This window comes from Algoriphagus sp., assembly GCF_046296635.1.
Taxonomy (GTDB): Bacteria; Bacteroidota; Bacteroidia; order Cytophagales; family Cyclobacteriaceae; genus Algoriphagus.
Genome location: NZ_JBKBKZ010000022.1, coordinates 25,523 through 44,627, shown reverse-complemented (window position 1 = coordinate 44,627; position 19,105 = coordinate 25,523). Strand labels below are relative to the sequence as shown.

The following is a 19,105-nucleotide window of genomic DNA, read 5'->3' as shown; positions in this document are numbered from 1 at the left end:
TTAACCACCAATAAACCCTAGCTCCATGAGAAATTTTCTTTCTTCACTCTTTTTGACAATTGTAGTTTGGTCTTGTGGGTCAAAAGAAAAATCAGATGCCCACTTTATCATTTTACCAAGCCTAACTTCGTTTGAAATCACTGGAAACTCCAACCTTAAAGGTTCAAACCTTGAATCGGTTTTTCAGGATTCAAAAAACCACTTTACTTCAGGCAATGCTCTTTCTGATTTTCAAAATGATCTGATCTCTTTTGCTTTAGATCCTGAACTGGAGGTAAATTCTGAAGGATATTTGCTGGAGATTGCCGATCAAAAGGTGGGAATCAAGGCAAGTACTGAGGCGGGGCTATGGTATGGATTGATGACTTTGGGACAGTTGTTGGAAGATGCGAATGATCAAGATGTTCCACTTCCTCTTTGCTCTATTTCTGACGAACCTGCGCTGGCTTATCGAGCTGTTCATTTGGATGTGAAGCATCATTTGGAGAAAAAAGAATATTACTATGAGTTGATGGATCGCTTTGCTGCTCTAAAAATCAATGCGGTTATCATCGAAATTGAAGACAAACTCAAGTATGAAGTACAGCCTAAAGTGGGTTCCTCGGATGGGTTGACGATAGCTGAATGGAAAGAAATAAGTGATTATGCAATGGTGCGGAATATCCGAATAAGTCCATTAGTACAGGGCTTGGGTCACGCCTCTTTTGTTCTAAAGCATGATGAATACATGCCACTAAGGGATGATCCGGAAAGTGACTGGGCTTTTAATCCACTGAATGAAGAAACGTACAAAGTGCAGTTTGACTTGTATGAAGATGCCTTGAAGGCTTTTCCTTATGCCAATTACCTGCATGTCGGAGGTGATGAAGTCCATACCACGGGCAGAAGCAGTGGGAAATCTCCTTTGGAACTGCAATTGATCTGGCTTAATCGGGTAAGCGAATATGCTGCGCAAAAAGGGCTGACACCGATTTTCTGGGATGATATGCCTTTGCAAAATGCCGGGGTCTATCGCTCTATTTACGATCGAAAGTTAACGACTGCACATGTCGATAGTATTTGGTCAGTCAATGAGCCGAACTTGAACAAGTACATTGATATGTTCCCGAAAAACTGTGTTTACATGCGATGGAACTACGATATGCCTGAATCTCCCGGGAATAATCGTGCGATCAAATGGTTTACCGACAATGGCTTCAAAGTAATGGGAGCAACAGCCGGACAAACCCGATGGAACCTCATGCCACTTGATCAAAGCAATACCAACAACATTCGCGATTTCGCTTTGATTTCCATCAGAAATAAGGCTGATGGATTGCTTTTGACGCTATGGGATGATGATTCTCCTCATTTTGAATTGTACCAAAGAGGAATCTCGATTTTCGCAGAATACACTTGGGCTGGTGAAAAACGAACCACTGAGGAGCTTCATGCCGCTTTTAGACAGCGGGCTTTTGGTGCGAACTTGGCAAATGCCGAAATGGAGTTTATCAATAGACTGGAAGAACCTGTTGCCTTTTGGAAAAATGCACTTCTTGGTCAAAGAAAAAATAGAAACAACCTGAAGAATCTAAAAAATCCTATTAATGAAGCCCTCATTTCTCTGCCTAATCCGGATTCCGCAGGAGCTTGGACTCAGAAATACCAGGATAAAATCATCAAGGCCGAAGCTAATCTGGCCCGAGTGGATTCAGTGCTTCAAGTGATTCAGGAATCAAAAAAACGTGCTGTTCGCAATACCTATACTCTTGAGGTCTATGAACAAGTAGCGCAGGCGGTTCAGTTTTCTAATCGGGCAATAATTACCCTAGCAGAATTGGATGAGCCAAGTGGAGAAAAGCGAAGTCAAGCCAAAGCAAAATTAGTAGGTATGGATGCTGAATGGAAAGCCATTCAAAATCAGTTGGAAAGTGTATATGGCAAAACGCGACAGCTCAACAAACCCGCTGATTACATCTTGGATCAAGATCACCATCATCACTTGGCTAATCAAGCACTTAAGTTTGCCGATTGGCAGTTTTATGTGGAGGGATTGTTTTTGGAGAAGGTAAAGGGATTGGAGTAGAGGTCAATTTTTAAGATAAAGACCTGCCAGGTTTTCGAAACCTGGCAGGTCTATTAAAATCCCAAGGACATGTCGTAAGATTTTTAAACTGGCATTTACTAAAGGAATGGGGATTAAAAATCCCCAAACAGAGCTTCAAGATTACAAATCCTGAAGAACAAATTCCTAAACAAAGCTTCAGGATTGCTCCCATAGCTATTGCGGTCCTAAAGAATAAAAAAGAACAAAAAATATGGGGTTTTGAATAGGGTTTACTTGACCCCATTCAGAACCCCATATTTAATTTTTTGCACTGAATTTACTTACCTGCTATAGGATTTCCGTCAAGATCCAACTCGATGATTTCATAGCCGAATTTTTGGAGTCCGGGCAAAATTGCCTGCTTATCACCTACCAAAAGGATATTCATTTTGTCTGTGTTGATCCACTTTTTAGAAGATTGATCCACCTGAGCTTTATTCAGATCCTTTAAGATTTTGTTCTGGCGATCTACAAAATTGGAAGGGAGATCGTACTCCAGGATTCTTCCCACGAAATTGGCTTTTTGAAAACCTGTCTCATAAAGTAAGGCATCCCGCTGACCTAAAGCACTTTTCATGAACTGGATTTCTTCAGAAGTGATGCCTCCTGTTGAATATTCTTTGAGTTCTTTCAGGACTTCAACCAGTGCACTGTCCGTAGCATTGGCACGGATTCCAGAGCTGAAGGCAAAAGTTCCAGTGTATTTATCACCGCTAAATCCGGTTCTTGCCCCATAGGTCCAACCTTTATCTTCCCGCAAATTCAGGTTGATTCGGCTATTGAAAGCACCTCCGAGAGCGAAGTTGGTCAAGGTAGCCAGATAGTAATCTCCCGTTGCATCATATTTAAGTCCCGTCACATTGCCCACACGGAATTCCGTTTGGGCTGCTCTTGGCACATCAACTAGATAGATTTTGGTTTTTCCTGAAGAAGCCACAGTCGGAACTGCCGGTAGTTTAATTTCCTTGTTGGGAAGTTTACTCAGGAAGTTGAGCTTGCTCAGGATTTCTTTTTCATCTACATCACCTACCACCACTAGTTTTGCATTCTTAGAAGTCATGTAGTTGGCGTAATAATTTTCAACATCTTCCAATCGGAGGTTGGAAATAGTTCGCTCCGTTCCGCTTTCGCTAAGTCCTAGGATACTGTTTCCATAATTGATTTTAGCAAATACATCACTTGCAATGAAAGCAGGTTGGGATTTGGTTTGCTTGAATCCTTCGATGGCCTGTTTTTGGATTCGATCGAAGGCTTCCTGAGTGAATTTTGGATTGAAAATACGCTCCTCGAGCAGTTCCAGCGTCCTGCCCAAATTTTTCTTGAGCGTCTGAACTCGATAGGTAATTCCGTCAAACCCATTGAAAACTGAGATTTGACTTCCGATTTTCTGAAGTTCGACTTGCATCTGTTCCCCTGTGAAGTTTTTGGTATCCTCATTCATCAAGGCCGCAAACATTCTCGGCAAACCAATTTTTGAGGTGTCATTAGCCATGGCTAGATGTCCACCCGGGATCGTCAGGGTAAGCGTGACCACAGGAAGCTCGTCCGTTTCGATACCGATTGCTTTGATATCGCCGGGAAGTGTTTTTTTCCAGAAATCCGGGATTTCTACCACAGGATTCGGCCCGTTACCTGGAGTTTTGCTGCGATCAAAATTGTCCTTAGGTTTTTGATAAGTCAAGCCGGAATAACCATAATCGGGTGCTTTGTATTTGCTTTCGTCCACCGTATAATTTTCAGCACCGGCGATATTGGATTCCTGACCTTTTGGTACCACACTCAAGATAACAGCATGCTTTCCTTTGATGTATTTTTCATAAACTCTCAGTACATCCTGCTTCGTTACTTTTAGGTTTTTTTCCAATTCGCTTCCGATCTGATTTGGATTTCCTGTGAAAGTCTCGAAATAGGCCAATTGAGATACTTTTCCGGATACACTCTGAAGTCGGTTGACGTATTGTGATTCAAAAGACCCCTTGAATTTCTCGATGTCTTCATCCGTCACACCTCTCGCTTCGAAAGCTTTAAGTGCCTCCTCGATCAACTTTTTGCTAGCTTCAAGTGATCCATTTGGATTTGGTGTAATGCTTAATCTGAAGGTTCCTGCAAGTTCTGAATTACTGCTGAATGCAGATGCTGCAAGGGCATTTTGTCCCTTTACAATTTCCTGATAGAAAATCGAGTTTTTTCCTTGACCCAGAATTTCCGCCAGGCAAGAAAGGGCATATTGGTCTTCGTGGAAAGAAGGTATCGTGGGATAAGTAAATATCAATTGGGGGATTCTCGCATAATTGTCCACCAGGGTGACATAGCGGTCCGAGGTCAATGTCGGTGCCGGCAAACTCATATTTTGGACATCCGGTCCTTTGGGAATAGATCCGAAGTACTTTTCTGCCAATTTCACCACTTCAGCCGGCTTCACGTCACCACCTACGGTCAAGGTAGCATTGTTAGGTCCATACCAGCGGAGAAAAAAGTTTTTTAAATCTTCAACATTTACCCGATTCAAATCTTCGACATAGCCGATGGTCAACCAGGAATAAGGATGACCATATGGATATAGGTTTTTGTTGATGACCTCGTTAACCAGTCCATAGGGGCGATTGTCATAGTTTTGTCCGCGCTCATTTTTTACGGTTTCCCGCTGGATCTCAAATTTCCTTTGAGTCACGGCATCAAGAAGAAATCCCATCCGGTCAGCTTCCAGCCACAGCATTTTCTCCAATTGATTGTTCGGAACGGTTTCGAAGTAATTGGTCCGGTCGGTATTGGTAGTTCCGTTGAGGGTACCACCTGATTCGGTCACAATTTTGAAGTGTTGCTCATCACCGACGTTGTCACTACCCTGAAACATCATGTGCTCGAAGAAGTGAGCAAAACCCGATTTACCGATTTCCTCTCGGGCTGACCCTACGTGGTAGGTTACATCCACATGGACTACAGGATCACTGTGGTCCTCGTGAATGATCAACGTCAGACCATTGGATAAAACATGTTTTTCGTACGGGATGATCAATTCATCTCCTTTTTGAGTCACTTTTTCGACAAGTTTTGTTTGCGCATGCAGGGCTTGGGAAAACCAAAAAGCCGAAAAGATTAATAATAATTTTTTCATTGTATTGTGGTGTTTAGTTTGGTAGAAATTCTTTCCCTGAGATCAATTCGATTTAGTTCAGGTGCTTGAATATAGATTTCTTAAGGTAAACTTTCAAGTTCTAATTTATTTGGTACGTGGGAAAGGTTCTTGGGGGTTCCTCGGGATTTGCAATCCCGAGGATCTGTTGTAGGATTTTTAATCCGCTGAATTTACCCTTGAGGGAAATACAAATCCCGTAACAACAGTTCAGGATTACTCCCGATAGCTATCACAGACCTGAAGAACGCCGTTCCTCGGAATTTGCAATTCCGAGGTAATGTTATAGGATTTTCAATCCGACTTTTATTAAGAGAATGGGGATTCCAAATCCCCTAACAGAGCTTCAGGATTGCTCCCGATAGCTATCGCGGACCTGAAGAACGGCGCAACTCCTTAAAACCGCTATTCATTAAAAAAAGGCTTCATTTCTTCGTGGATTTCTCCTCGGAGCTTTTTTAGCTTTTCGGCATATTCTTTAAGTTTTTTCTCCTGCTCGGTTTTTGGAACCCAAGGCTTCACATTATTTGGGTTGCCATTTTCATCCACAGACACGAAAATAATGATACAGTGGGTCTTTTTCTCAAACTTTTTCTGCGAAAAAGCTCGCGAATAAACTTCCACCATGATGTGAATGCTCGAGCTTCCAGTCAATATCACTTGACAATCAATTTTGATTACCTCGCCAATGCTGATTGGCTTGTAGAATCGGATACCACCGACATACACGGTCACGCAATAGCTTTCAGCCCAGGTTCTTGCACAGGTATAGGCAGCCTGATCAATCCATTTCATCACAGATCCTCCGTGTACTTTTCCTCCGAAATTGACATCTCCGGGTTCGCTGATAAACTGAAATGTGGTCTTGCTTGATGACATGATTGATTAGTCTGTTTTTGCCAAAAATAGGATTATTTGTAAGGATCCGTGTCTTTGACGACGATTTACCTTCTAGAGCTCCTGCATCAAAAATCAAAATCTCAGCAGGCTCATCCCTGGTATTTTTTCCTTTTGATTGAGAAAAGAAAAGTAAGCCTAGTCTTCCTCCATATAATATTGTGCTTCAAGAAAAACCCGGACTTCAAGATCTGCCGAATCCGCTTGGCTGAGCGTGGTAATCATTCCGCCGACTCTGAGTTTTCGCTCGGGTAGTGCTTCCTTTTCCTTATGATGAGCTACCAAGATCATTGCATCACTATCTTCTGATCTTAATTCGTATACCTCGTAGGAATTTTCTATCGGGACCATCGTAAAACTTGTTTCTGCACCAACGGTCAGGGGGACCATAATTGATCCTTCTGTCTCTAAAGCCGAACTGATTTTTTTCACAGTTCCCACCAAGGTGGTGCTTATACCGGGCTTGCCTCGCTCAAGCATTTGCTCCAAGCTCATATGGACAGGTCGATATTTTTCGTAAATGTCAAACAAGTGAGAATCCAGTCTGGCTAAAACCCGCTCTCTGGAGCGGTTATCCAAGCGAGAAATTGACATCATGAGGTATAGAATCATCGCTTGTTTATTGTTGGCGACTCCGGCTACTTTCCCCAACTCAGCAGGTGACACTACACCGTCGTGTGCATGGCTAAAAAGGTTGAAAAATTTTCCACCGTTGTCAAATGCCTCAATTGCTTCCTGAAAGGATGTATAAGGTATAATATGCTTCATTTTATACTGGAGTTCTTGATTTTGCTAATCAAATATTTGGAATAAAAGGAACAGAAACAAGTAAAGTTTTTCTTGTTGGACAAATTATTTAGGCAGACTTTGAATTTATTAATAGGAGGAGAGATAAAACGTAAAAGGGAGTCCTAAACCCCCTTTTGCTATTTCAGATTTTTCTTGAAAAATGCGATGGTTTTATCCCAAGCAAGTTTTGCTGCTGGTTCATCATATCTCGGGGTGGTATTATTGTGAAAGCCGTGATTCACACCCGGGTAATTGATCATTTCATATTTCTTTCCGTTCGCCTTCAAAGCTTCTTCATAGGCTGCCCATCCTGCATTCACTCGCTCATCCAGTTCGGCGTAGATTACCAAAAGCGGAGCATTGATTTTGGGGACTTCAGCTAAATCAGGCTGGCCTCCGTAGAAAGGAACTGCTCCTTTTAAATCGGGGATCCGCACGGCCATTGTATTGGCAATCCAACCCCCAAAACAAAATCCGACTACACCGACATTTCCGTCACAATCTGGATGTTTTTTTAGAAATTCGTAAGCTGCGATAAAATCTTCAAGCATGGATTCTCGGGTAAGTTTGGCTTGCATCGCCCGGCCCTCATCATCATTTCCAGGATATCCTCCCAAAGGAGTCAATGCATCAGGAGCGATAGAGATAAACCCATCCACAGCACAGCGTCTTCCCACATCTTCAATGTAAGGATTAAGTCCCCGGTTTTCATGTACCACTACGATGCCTGGGAATTTTCCTTTTCCGGAAGGCGTAGAGAGCAACCCTTTGATCTTTCCTCCTCCCTTTGGAGAATCATACATGACAAAGTCGGAGCTATGCAATCTGTCATCAGTTGGCTGAATGGTGCGGGTATTGGTGTAATCTGGCATCATAGCACTCATGAGTGCAGTAAGTGTGATGCCTCCTACAGCGTAGACAGATAGTTTTTCGACAAAAGTTCTGCGGTCAAGTTTGTTGTGGCAATAATAATCGTAGAGGTCAAAGGCTTCCTGAGGGATGTCTTCTTTACGGATTTGTTCCATTTGTTTTTGGTTTTCGTTATTGATCATAAGTTATTCAAAATCAGTTTAGGAAAAATATCATTTCGTTTGATTAAGGAGATTTATGATGTGGGTGGAAGTTTTTTCATAAGATTCAAAAGCTATTAATTAATTCTCCCAAAATATTGATTTTGAGTGCTTGGTGGATTTTTTAACCATACCACGATAGAGAAAAAATAATAGACCCTGCGTCATTTATGGAAAAGCGAAAAATGTGACTTTAAGAAATCATTATCCTCTGAGTCGTTTTTAGTCAAGAAATGTCACTCAAAATTATGATGCTGTTAAATTTCACAGCCAACGTGAATTTTGATCAAAACTTGATTGAAATTCAAGAAAAAATGCGGAAATGTACGGGCCTTTTGAATATTTGGTGGAAGAACGGATTGCAGTAAGTGAGCGATTACTTGAAATGATCACTTTGGAAAAAGGTCATTTCCTCTATCAACCTCCACAGCGAATCACTCCAATGTATGAAATCGTGTCAGGAGCAGTGAAAATAGGCGCTTACTCTCCTGAAGGAGAAGAGGTATGCTACGACATTCTTAAACCGGGAGATTTTTTTGGCAACCTCGATTTATTGAATGGGCAGTTTTGTGAATTTTCCAAAACGCTAACGCCAACCAAACTGAGGGTATATGAGGTCGATTTTTTTAAGCAGCTAGTGACCAGTCAGCCCAAATTAGCGGAATGGTTTATCAAAGAATTAGTGATTCGCTGGTGTCGTGCCGAAGATCGATTGTTTGCTATAAGGAGTTTGGATCCGGAGGAAAAGGTGAAGCGGATTTTACCTCACTTCCAAGATCAAATCATTGATGCATTTGGAAATTCTGTGATTTTAAGAAAGTTGGTAACGCTACAGGATATCGCTGACCTTACTGGCCTCACAAGACAGACTGTATCCAAAGTTTTGCAAGAGGATTCACTTTTCACCCCAAAAATCAGAAAGCGGGTTTTAAGGTGAAAATAAGGCTGTCTCCATAAGAGTTCTGGCGTCAGCCTGACCCTTCGACTCCGCAAAGGGTGACAGGAGTCGAAGGCCTTTTCTAGGGAATTGAACTTCATTTCGACTTCCCACCACGGCAGGCAAGCTGCCATCGAGGACGGACATTTATTTGGTACAGATGGTTATTCAGTCTGAGCACCTGACCGACGAGAGTCGGGAAGTACGAAGACCCTTCGACTCCCTGCCTACCAGACAGGCAGGCCCTCAGGGTGACCCCAGTTTTGAATAAATCCATAACCGTCATCACCCTTTTTTTAATGATTGATTTTCAGACTCAATCTAACATTCGGTACTTACGAGTCAGCCTCTCTAAGATTACTTTTTAATACCTGGATATAGATTACTTTGGGGCAAATCCATTTTCAAGTTGAGCAGATAGTCGACCACTGCTGCGACATCGACCAATCCCATTTTTTGGATTTCCACATTCTCACGTATTCCAGCACCCCATGCTATAAACCCGGTTTCGATTTCCTTGAAATCCGGGAAAAAGCCATGTGTTCCTCCTTTTGCAGGTTTCAAAACTGCACCTGAACTGGAGGGAGAAAAAGAAATTCCCTGTATTGGAGCCAATCCAAGTACAGCATTTGGGTCAGCCCCTGCTGCTTTCAATTCCTCACGGTTTAGAACTCGGAATAGCTTCTTTTGGCTCTCAGGTAGATTCTCCAAAATAGACTGCACCTTTTTAATTGTTTCCGTGTCATTTTTATCCTTCAGGTGTAAAAATGCGGACGCTCCACTGGTATGAAAGGCTGCTTTCCATTTACCTCGATCTGCTCGATCTTCCATCAATCCTGCTTCTACCAGCCATACATTTGGACTGATAGAACTATGAATGTTTACGAATCCATGATCACCGGTCACAATGAATGTCGTCTGATCCAAAATTCCCGCACGATCAGCAGCTTCAATGATTTTTCCAATTGCTCGATCTGTAGCTGCAAGAGATTTTCTGACCATCGGACCATCTCTTCCCTCCGCATGCTGGAAATGGTCCGTGGCGATCAAATGAAGGGTAATCAGATTTGGCTTGTAAGTTTCCAAAACATAGCCAGCCATTTCACCAATTCTGTCTTCCCGATTAAGGTAATCCCCATTGAAGGTTCGCTCATTTACTTTACCTAAAACTTGCTCTTCCATTTCTGCAAGGAGGCCTTTTGGAGTTTCTTTTTCTCTCATAGGATCGATTCTCCCAAAACCTTGCTCCAAACTCCAAAATTCCGGAAGGTTATAATCAATTGGAGCGTTGACCGAAACTGGCCATATAAAGCTTGCACTTTTCAGTCCTGCTTTTCTCACTCCATCCCAAAGTGTTGGGACCTTGATCAGTTCACTTTCCCAGTACCATCGACCAGTCTGACCGGTTGGTTCAAAGGGCGAATTGTAAAATATACCATGATGATTTGGAGTTCTGCCAGTAATGATCGTCGTATGAGAAGGATAGGTGACGGATGGGAAAACGCCGGTTACTCCCAATGCTCTTGCGCCTGATTTTGCCATTTCTTGAAGATTGGGAGCAGGCCATTTTTCTTCCAGATAAAAATCAGGCCGAAAGCCATCTATGGATATCAACACGACGTGCTGGGAGGGTCGGGTTTCTTGGGCTTTTAATAGGAATGGATTTGTGATTCCAAGGATGAATCCACAGATCAAAATCCAAAGCCCTGAACTTGATGAATTAGTCATTTTTATGAATTAGTTTAAGATTGGATAAAAAAAGAAATCCGGCTACATCGATGTAGCCGGACTCTTTTATTTAAGGATTAATTAGAAGAAAATTCTTCCGGATATCTGCACTTGGAAAGGTGTGCCTCCTGGATTGGCAACTCCTACGTTTGGATTGATCTCGTACACATATTGTCTGTTGACCGCATCAAAATTCCGGAGGGTCATCAAGTTCTGGTTTCCAAGGTTTTTGGAATTTCCCCAATCCTTGTTGAGCATGTTGCCGATGTTGAAAATATCAGCTCCTAGCTCAAATCCTGTTTTTCTCGAATTGTTCAGGAAGAATTTTTTAGTGGCTCGCATATCCCAAAAACCGAAGTAGCCATTCTCTCCGCCGTTTCTTGCCGCGACTTGGCCCAGGCTGCTTTCGATGTAGCTTTTTGCTAAATTATCAGGGTTTGCCAATACATTTCGCATCGCTTCTTTGATGGTCTCAGATACCCCTGAAGCATTGGGGTCGAATACGAATGCAAGGTCATTTGAGTTAACAAAATCTCCATTGACGTTTCCGTTAACTCTCAAAGAGTAGCGAGTTCCGCCGATGCCCGAGTATCGGACACCAACAGTGATGCCTTTGAACGTAGGCAAGGTGCCGTATAGGACTACTTTTTTCCTGAACTGTCCATTGGAATAACTCATACGAGAAAGATCCCTAGGATCATCGACTACCATTTGGAAAAGGGTAGCACTGTTGGCGACGTTGCCATTGAATGAAGTATTGTCTTTGGAGTCATTCCAAGTATAGCTTGCAGTGAACTGACCATCTTTGAAATATCGATAGGAGGCGTCAATTACAGCTGTATAAGTATTATTTCTTCCTTCACTAACCAATTCCAAGACCCGACCCACTTGGGTAGTCTTTCTTCCTCTCGTCCAATCTGCGTTTCCGTTAGTGGTGCTGATGGTTTCAGCTGGAACATAAACACCACGGTTACCTTCATTAGCCAATCTGAAATATGGCTCATCCACCATATTTCTATCCAAATACATGTAGTTGTTTCTAGCTATAGATGCAATGAAATTAACACCAACACGAAGTCTGTTATTGAGGATCTTATTGTACATCACATTGCCTTTGTAGACAGTAGGCACCTTCAGATCTTCGCTGTTCATATTGATGGTAGCGACTGGAGTGACTCCGGGCCTACTTAATAGGTCCACACCTGGTGCCGTGGATGGGTTATTTCTGTAGGATACAAAATCTGGAGTTGGTACCGCAGCACCAGTAATGTCCACCGCAACTATTTTGGTACCGTCAAACTGAAGGTTGTTTACATCTGTATAGTTGTTTAACGCAGATCCAAAGACCCCACCGCCTATTCTGATTACATCCGTCTGACGCTCGTTGATGTCCCAAGTAAATTGTACTCTGGGCTGGATTTGGAAGCCGCCTGTCTTGACATCAGTTTTCAATCCTAATTCGTTAAATACGGTTTGATTGAAGTTTGGCGCATTTTGATAGGTTGTATAATCACCTCTCAATCCTAAAATCAAGCTTTTGCCCCGACCCAAGTCTGAATCGGCTTGTGCGTAGATACCACCTCCAAAGATGTTTTGTTTTACAGTAGGATCTGTCAAAGCCACTTCTCTTGCATATCGAAAAGGACGCAGATTTTCAAAATTATCAAGTCCTGTGAAAAAAAATCTTCCGTTAAACTCACTTGTGGCCAGGGAAGTCAATTTATTCAGCAAAAGATCGGCTCCAAAAGTATAATTGGTCTTTCCTTTATTGTAGTACAGATTGTTGACCAATTGATAGACATGAGATTCAAATCGCTCTGGCAAATAGCGCTGACCTCCCAGTTGAATATTGGTATTTACGATTCGCCCGTCTAATTCAGAACGGACGTTTTGCACGATTGCTCTTGGGATATTTTCGCTAGGAATTTGATTACTTGGACGACCGTCATCAAGTACGTACATATACTGAAGTTTGACTTCATTGGTCAAATTAGGAGCTAACACAGTACGAAGAGAAGCCATCAAACTGTTTGCCTTGGAGAGGTGATCACCATACACTTCATACAAGTTGATTGCTGTGTTATCATTGACCCCTTGGCTATTTAGATCCCAAGAGAAGTTGTTTCTGACAGTCAAAAGGTTATTGGCATTGATCTGATAGTCCAATCGTGCAAAAGCTGTATGGGAGTATCGAAGTTTATCAAAACTTCCTGTCTGTGGAGAGTCTGCGACTCCATACTTGGATCGGGAGATCTGAAGGTATCTATCCAGGGATGAACGCGAAACATTGAATCTTGCCTCATCCTGTGGAGTTTGAATATCCGCAATGAACAAAGGTTGCGCATCTCGCTGCCCGTCGTAAGCAATGAAATAATGGAGTTTGTCCTTAATGATTGGCCCACCTAGTGTAACTCCATATTGCTGAATAGCAAATTCATTGTTCCTTATATTTCCTCTAATGTCGTATTTGCTGGCTAACCAGTCAGCTCTGTTAAAAAGAAATGCCGAACCTGATACTTCATTTGTACCGGTTTTGGTTACAGCACTGATAATCCCTCCACCACTTCTACCATTGGTTACATCGTAGTCATTTGTCAGCACTTCAAACTCTCGAATGGCTTCCATTGAGATGGAAAAAGGACCTCTGTTGGTTGCCCCACTTGATAGTGGGCTACGGTTAGTCATTCCATCAATGGTGTAGTTTGTTGATGAGAAAAGCTGTCCCAGAAGGTTATTTCCATTAGAAACAGGTGACAAATCCACCAGCGAGTTGAAGTTTCTGCCATTTACGGGTAAGGTCGACATGTCCTTTGCTGATACAGCAGTTGAGCTCCCTAGTCGATCGATGCTGTTGGCAATAGAATTTGCCATTACACTGACCTCTGCAAGTTGCTGCATTTCTTCGCTGAGCACGATGTCGAGCTTGATGATATTCCCTTGATTCAGTACGAGGCCCGTGAAGGATTTTGAACCAAAACCCAAATAGGTGGCAGTGACTGTGTAATTGTTACCCAAAGGAATCTGCGATACGATGTAGTTTCCTGTAACTCCGGTCACTGTTGCAGCAGTAAAACCAGTCTGCTCATTTTTTACCAGAATTTGGGCACCAATCAGTGTTTCACCTTTCGTGTCGGTAATTTTTCCTGAAACGGTTGCGTTTACTGTCTGTGCATAGACATTTTGCTTTAGCATGATACAGAGTAGAAGTATCACGGTTAGCGTGTGTGTAAAAGTTTTGAATCTCATAGATTTGAAGATTAGTTGATTCCCCAAAACTAGAGCGACACCCAGCCTAGCTGATGTTAAAATTTAACATGGTAGTCAATCTTCATAAAAGCTTAAAAGAGGAAACAATTTGGTAAAAAAGGGGGAGTTGGATGTTTGGAAGTTAGGAGGTAAAGAGGTTAGGAAGCGAGGAGGTAAGGAAGATGGGAAGTTCCTGAGTGGTATGTGGTGAGGTGTCAGTGGTCATTAGGCTTCGCAGTTTTCACTTGGTAGTATTGTCAGGCTGACACTTCGACTACGCTCAGTGTGACAAGAGTCGAAGTCCGGTTTACAGTGGTCAGTCTTAGTTTACAGTTTGGATGGGAAGTTTGGAGGAAAGGAAGCTAGGAGGAAAGGAAGTAAGGAGGTAAGGAAGCTATGGAGTTTAAGGGATTGTAAGTGGTGAAAAGTTAGTAGTAAGTAGGTGGTGGGGATGGGTTGTTTTTTTAAGTGGGATGATTTCTGTGAGCTGTCCAGTAATAGTATCGGACTCCCCCCGACGGCAGGCAGGCAAATCCTTGGAAAGACCTCGAGATTGCATCCTGATAGCTTTCGGGGCTGAGAAGCAGCGTGGGTCTTTTTTTAATCTTTTGTTAACATCAGAATGTCAATTCTTCCAGGGAAGAGATCTACTTTTACAAGCTTTTGTAGCAGAATGCTTAACCCCTTCTTATAACTAATTTCTCTCATATGAAACAAAATTTACTCAAAATCAATTTGAGTGTCGTAATCTTCATGATGGCCATCCTGAGCACTTTCGCTCAGTCAAGTGGAACCTATCAATTTATTGAGACATTCGAAAAACTTGGCCTCACAGGCAACACTTACCGAGATGGAAATTTCGAAGGAAATAATTCGATTACTTGGAATTACATCCATGTCACAGGTGAACAGGTTTATCCAATAAATAATGAAGGCCTGCTCCTTCGAAGATCGGGAGATAACAGCTCTATCAAATCCGGCCTCATTAGCGGAGGTATTCGCAATTTCAAAGTGGAAATGCGCAAAGCCTTCACTTCCACCGGTGAAAGACAGATTGGCCTCTTTATCAATGACATTAAGATCGCTGAATCCGATGTTTTCGGAAATTTCAGCGGTGAAAGTGCTGAACGTTTCTCTTTTGAAGTTGAAAACATTAATGTTTCAGGAGACTTCACCCTTGAAATCAGACATTTAACCGGAGGATCTAATAATCGACAGCTGGTCATTGATAACATCTCTTGGAATTCATTCGGAGGAGATGTCCCGCCTTTGGAGCCAACTTCCATGCCGACAATCAGTCCAAATGGTGGCACTTTTGGAGCTGCGCAAAGCGCTTCACTTACCTCTACTACTGCTGGAGCTAGCATCTATTATACATTGGATGGAAGCACTCCTACTTCGACCAGTACATTATACACTTCCCCTATTTTGATCGAGGAAAGTACAACTCTTTCTGCCATTGCAATTGCAGAAGGTTTTGCACCAAGTAGCGTGGCTTCGGCCAGTTTTACCATTAATGTGAGCTCACCGGAAACTCCCGATCCAATTGATTTTGTCCGCTGGAATTTTACCGGTGAGACAGGGAGTCAAGTATCCACCGCAGGTTCAGCACTTGTTGCAGGGGTAGATGCAAGAGCATTTGCCAGAGGGGCGGGAATTGTTGCGACGGCAGGTGCCAATTCCATCAACTCTAATGGGTGGAATTTAGGTGATGACAGGTTCTTTACTTTCGGGTTTAATGTAGCAGGTGATAAGCTTGTAGATTTGACTTCACTTCAAATAGGTACTACCTCTTCAGGTGGGGGTCCTAGAAATTTTGCTTTAGTTTACAGCGGAGATGGCTTTACAGCAAGATTAGCTGAATGGCAGCATGTAGTGGTAGGTTCCTCAGTTCAGGCAGTAAATCAAACTATTAATCTTTCTGGTCTACAAAATCTATCCGGTAATATAGAGTTCAGAATTATCAGCACAAGTGATGTATCGGCCAATGGTGGAGCAATCTCAGGAACGGGCACCTCCCGAGTCACCAACTTCTCTCCAAACACGGTCCCAGTAACCTTTAAAGGTACAGTCAAAAATGCTGCAGGAGTGATCATCCCAAGCTTGACTACTAATCCAACCTCCTTGAATTTTGGTGCGGTAAGCCAAGAGGTTACAGCCCCAGTCCTTACTTATGAACTCACAGCGACCAACCTCACGAGTGGTGTTACGGTCACGGCTACGGCTCCTTATTCCATCTCAAAAGACGGAACCAGCTTCTCGTCTTCAATCCAATATTCAAAAGAAGAATTAGCCGACTCAAAAACGGTATTCGTGAAATTGGATAATAGTAATGTAGGCAACTTTAATGCGTCGATTTCCAATCAGACTACAGGATCAACCGCAGCGTCAGTAAGTGTGACAGCTTCTGTATTTGATCCATTCAATATTTCTGAAAATTTCAATAGCATTTGTCAAACCAATCTTGGTCCTCTTGGAGGATCATGGTCAACCCAAAGTGTGCTGGGTGATCAGGTTTGGGCTTGTACTAATTTTGGTAGAGCAGGCAACACCCCAACTGCCACAGCACCATTTGGAGTTCAGATGAATGGATTTGTTGGAGGCGGAGTTGGCGCAGTGCTAAACGAGGATTGGTTAATCTCGGCACCTTATGATTTGACTGGATTCAACATTCCATTAATTACATTTTGGAGCAGGGTTGCTTTTGGCGGGCCACGACTGAAGTTGATGATTTCTACGGATTATGTCAACGGCGACCCCAATACTGCTACTTGGGCTGAACTAAGCGATAGATTTGCTTCCGCAGATGTTTGGACCTTTTCCGGTCAAGTTGATCTAAGCGAATACCTAGCTCAAACTGTTCGAATTGCATTCGTTTACAATTCTTCACCAGAAACTGGAGCGGCAAGATGGACTTTGGATGACTTTGCTTTGTTCAATTCAGAGGTACCTGCTGAACCATTCTTCTCAAATAATATCGGAAACGTTGACTATTGGCATTTTGGAATAGTTCCGGTTGGAGACGTATCTGCTCAAACCCGAACTTTCAGTTTCAACTTGTCAAACCCTGTTGCTGATTTGACAATCTCAGCCGGACAAGGATTTGAATTTTCCAAAGATGGATCTTCATTCAGTTCTACTTTGACTTATGCAATCGCAGAATTGACAGGTTCAAAATCTGTAACTGTTCGATTTGCACCAACAGCTGAAGGAGCATTTGCTGCCCCGATCAAATTCGAGAGTGGGGATATCAATGTCAGCAGAGGCTACCTAACCGGGGCAACGGTAAACAGAAATGAAACCTTCGATGTGGTCAATTGGAATATCGAATGGTTTGGATCTACTCGTGCAGGTGAGGGACCAACAAATGTTAATCTTCAGCTTCAGAATGTAAAAACAATCATTGAGGATCTTGATGCCGATGTTTATGCATTCCAGGAGATTGCATCTTTATCCAAATTTAAAGAATTGGTGAATTTACTTCCAGGTTATGGCATGGCAGTATCTCCGGCTGTTTCCACACCGGGTGATTTTGCCGAAGAAGCCCAAAAGCTTACCTACCTATTTAAGCTGGCAACGGTGGATACAATACAGACTAGAGTGCTTTTGAAGGGTGTAGAACCGAGCATGCTGGTGAATTATCCGTCGACAAATCCAAATCGTTTCTGGGCTTCCGGTCGATTGCCATACTTGATGGATATCCGAACAAATATCAACGGAGTGCAGCAGAATATCACCTTGGTGAATGTCCATACCCGCTCAAACGGTGGAGGTGAAAGTGAGGCAAATCAACGCTACCGAATGAGAAAGTATGATGTCAATGTGCTTAAGGATTCCCTGGATACTTACTACAGTGATGTGAACTTGATCATCCTTGGAGATTACAATGATGATTTGGATGAAACAGTAGCTGATCAGTCTGCACCTACAGTGGGTACTTCGGAGACTTCCTTCATCAATTATATGAACGATACGGAGAATTATATTCCGATTACGATCAGTTTGAGTTATGCAGGTTTGAGAACATTCCCAAGCTTTGAAAATGTGATCGATCATCAAATCATTTCCAATGAATTGAAGGATAATTGGATTGTCAATTCTGAACGAATTGTTGCTCCGTACGATTTGATTCCGAATTACAATACGACTACATCAGATCACTTGCCTGTCAAAGCCCGATACCTGTTCAGATGTGATTTGGAACAGGCAATGGTAATTTCATCTGCAACGGAAGTTTGTGCTGGAGTCAATAGTGTAGACTTTGAATTGGTTGGTGGAAGATTTGACAGCATTGTAGGATGGGAAATTTCCACCGATAATGGTACAACTTGGGTTGCCATCGAGGAATCAGCAGACTTGACAAGTATCACAGTAAAAAATCTGGAAGCTTCTTCACTTGTCAGAGCCATCATCGACTCTAACATCTGTAATCCAATTGCCACTGAGGCAGTGTCGATAGAAATTAAAACTCTTCCTACACCGGTAGTAGGTTTTGAAAAAATTAAGCTATTCACTCTGGCGGGACCATATACCTATCAGTGGTTCAAAAATAATAAATTGATAGCTACAACTTCAGTGAATGAGACCAAGATTCAGGGTGCAGGTAAATACACCGTGATGATTACTGATGAGGCAGGTTGCAGTGCTGTCTCTGAAGCCTTCTCGTTCCCGACTAAAGGGCCTTCAAACAAAGTCAAAGTATTCCCTAATCCGGCTTCCAGCATTGTAAATGTGGAGCTCAAGAAAGTGGAAGGTTTGCAGAATGTAGAATTGAGAAATGCCAGTGGAATGTTAATTCAGTCCATTCTTTCAAATGGAGGCATTGTGCAGTTCAACGTTTCCAGCCTGGCACCAGGTGTTTACTTGATCTATGTAACTGATAGATTTGGAGTTCCTTCAGTGGAAAGATTGATCGTCAGATAAAAAAATATCAAGGAAATACGCGTTTCTGCCAGTAGTCCAATATTCCTAAGGTTAAGGCTGGAAGACCGCAGACCGCAGACGGAAGAGGGCAAATATTAGTATTTGAGCCAATGTTCATCAATGGTTTTGATCTAATGGAAAAGTAGCGTACATGCTTAAAGTCACTAAAAGTTAAAAGGTCAGCTCAATTTGGGCTGACCTTTTTTTATGGATGTGTATATCCATTCTGCCAGTAGCCAAATTTAATTAAGTTACACCTCGACTTCGCTCGGTGTCCGTTAGTTTTGCTTTTAAGG

9 protein-coding genes are annotated in these 19,105 nt (G+C 42.5%); 3 read left to right on the top strand and 6 right to left on the bottom strand.

The annotated features are described in order from the left end of the window. Window positions 1-25: 25 nt before the first annotated feature. Window positions 26-2,065, top strand: a complete 2,040-nt coding sequence (locus ACK4HU_RS15305) for a family 20 glycosylhydrolase (RefSeq protein ID WP_409808192.1) — start codon at window positions 26-28, stop codon at window positions 2,063-2,065. A gap of 298 nt (window positions 2,066-2,363) precedes the next feature. Here ACK4HU_RS15305 and ACK4HU_RS15300 read toward each other — a convergent pair whose 3' ends face one another. The 4 genes from ACK4HU_RS15300 to ACK4HU_RS15285 all read right to left on the bottom strand — a co-directional run bounded on the left by ACK4HU_RS15300 (window position 2,364) and on the right by ACK4HU_RS15285 (window position 7,930). Then, window positions 2,364-5,201, bottom strand: coding sequence for a M16 family metallopeptidase (locus ACK4HU_RS15300; RefSeq protein ID WP_409808190.1), 2,838 nt, complete (start codon window positions 5,199-5,201; stop codon window positions 2,364-2,366). Between the two features lie 423 nt (window positions 5,202-5,624). Then, window positions 5,625-6,098: an acyl-CoA thioesterase gene (locus tag ACK4HU_RS15295; RefSeq protein WP_409808188.1), complete on the bottom strand. Its 474-nt coding sequence runs from the start codon at window positions 6,096-6,098 to the stop codon at window positions 5,625-5,627. Window positions 6,099-6,254: 156 nt separating this feature from the next. Next, window positions 6,255-6,884, bottom strand: coding sequence for a hypothetical protein (locus ACK4HU_RS15290; RefSeq protein WP_409808186.1), 630 nt, complete (start codon window positions 6,882-6,884; stop codon window positions 6,255-6,257). Between the two features lie 158 nt (window positions 6,885-7,042). Continuing rightward, on the bottom strand, window positions 7,043-7,930 hold the full coding sequence (locus ACK4HU_RS15285; RefSeq protein WP_409808185.1) for a dienelactone hydrolase family protein: 888 nt from the start codon (window positions 7,928-7,930) through the stop codon (window positions 7,043-7,045). A 367-nt stretch (window positions 7,931-8,297) separates the two neighbouring features. Between ACK4HU_RS15285 and ACK4HU_RS15280 the strand changes: the two genes are divergently transcribed. After that, window positions 8,298-8,912 (top strand): Crp/Fnr family transcriptional regulator, encoded by a 615-nt coding sequence (locus ACK4HU_RS15280; RefSeq protein ID WP_409808183.1) that lies wholly within the window; start codon window positions 8,298-8,300, stop codon window positions 8,910-8,912. Between the two features lie 357 nt (window positions 8,913-9,269). Here the strand turns inward: ACK4HU_RS15280 and ACK4HU_RS15275 are convergent, their stop codons facing one another. Together ACK4HU_RS15275 and ACK4HU_RS15270 are read right to left on the bottom strand one after the other, a co-directional pair. Then, window positions 9,270-10,640, bottom strand: a complete 1,371-nt coding sequence (locus ACK4HU_RS15275; protein ID WP_409808181.1) for an alkaline phosphatase family protein — start codon at window positions 10,638-10,640, stop codon at window positions 9,270-9,272. Between the two features lie 81 nt (window positions 10,641-10,721). Next, window positions 10,722-13,886: a carboxypeptidase regulatory-like domain-containing protein gene (locus ACK4HU_RS15270; RefSeq protein ID WP_409808179.1), complete on the bottom strand. Its 3,165-nt coding sequence runs from the start codon at window positions 13,884-13,886 to the stop codon at window positions 10,722-10,724. A gap of 708 nt (window positions 13,887-14,594) precedes the next feature. On the opposite strand from ACK4HU_RS15270, the gene ACK4HU_RS15265 reads away from it, so the two are divergent. Beyond that, window positions 14,595-18,809 carry a chitobiase/beta-hexosaminidase C-terminal domain-containing protein gene (locus ACK4HU_RS15265; protein ID WP_409808177.1) on the top strand — a complete coding sequence of 1,405 codons (4,215 nt, stop codon included), beginning with the start codon at window positions 14,595-14,597 and terminating at the stop codon, window positions 18,807-18,809. Window positions 18,810-19,105: the final 296 nt, after the last annotated feature.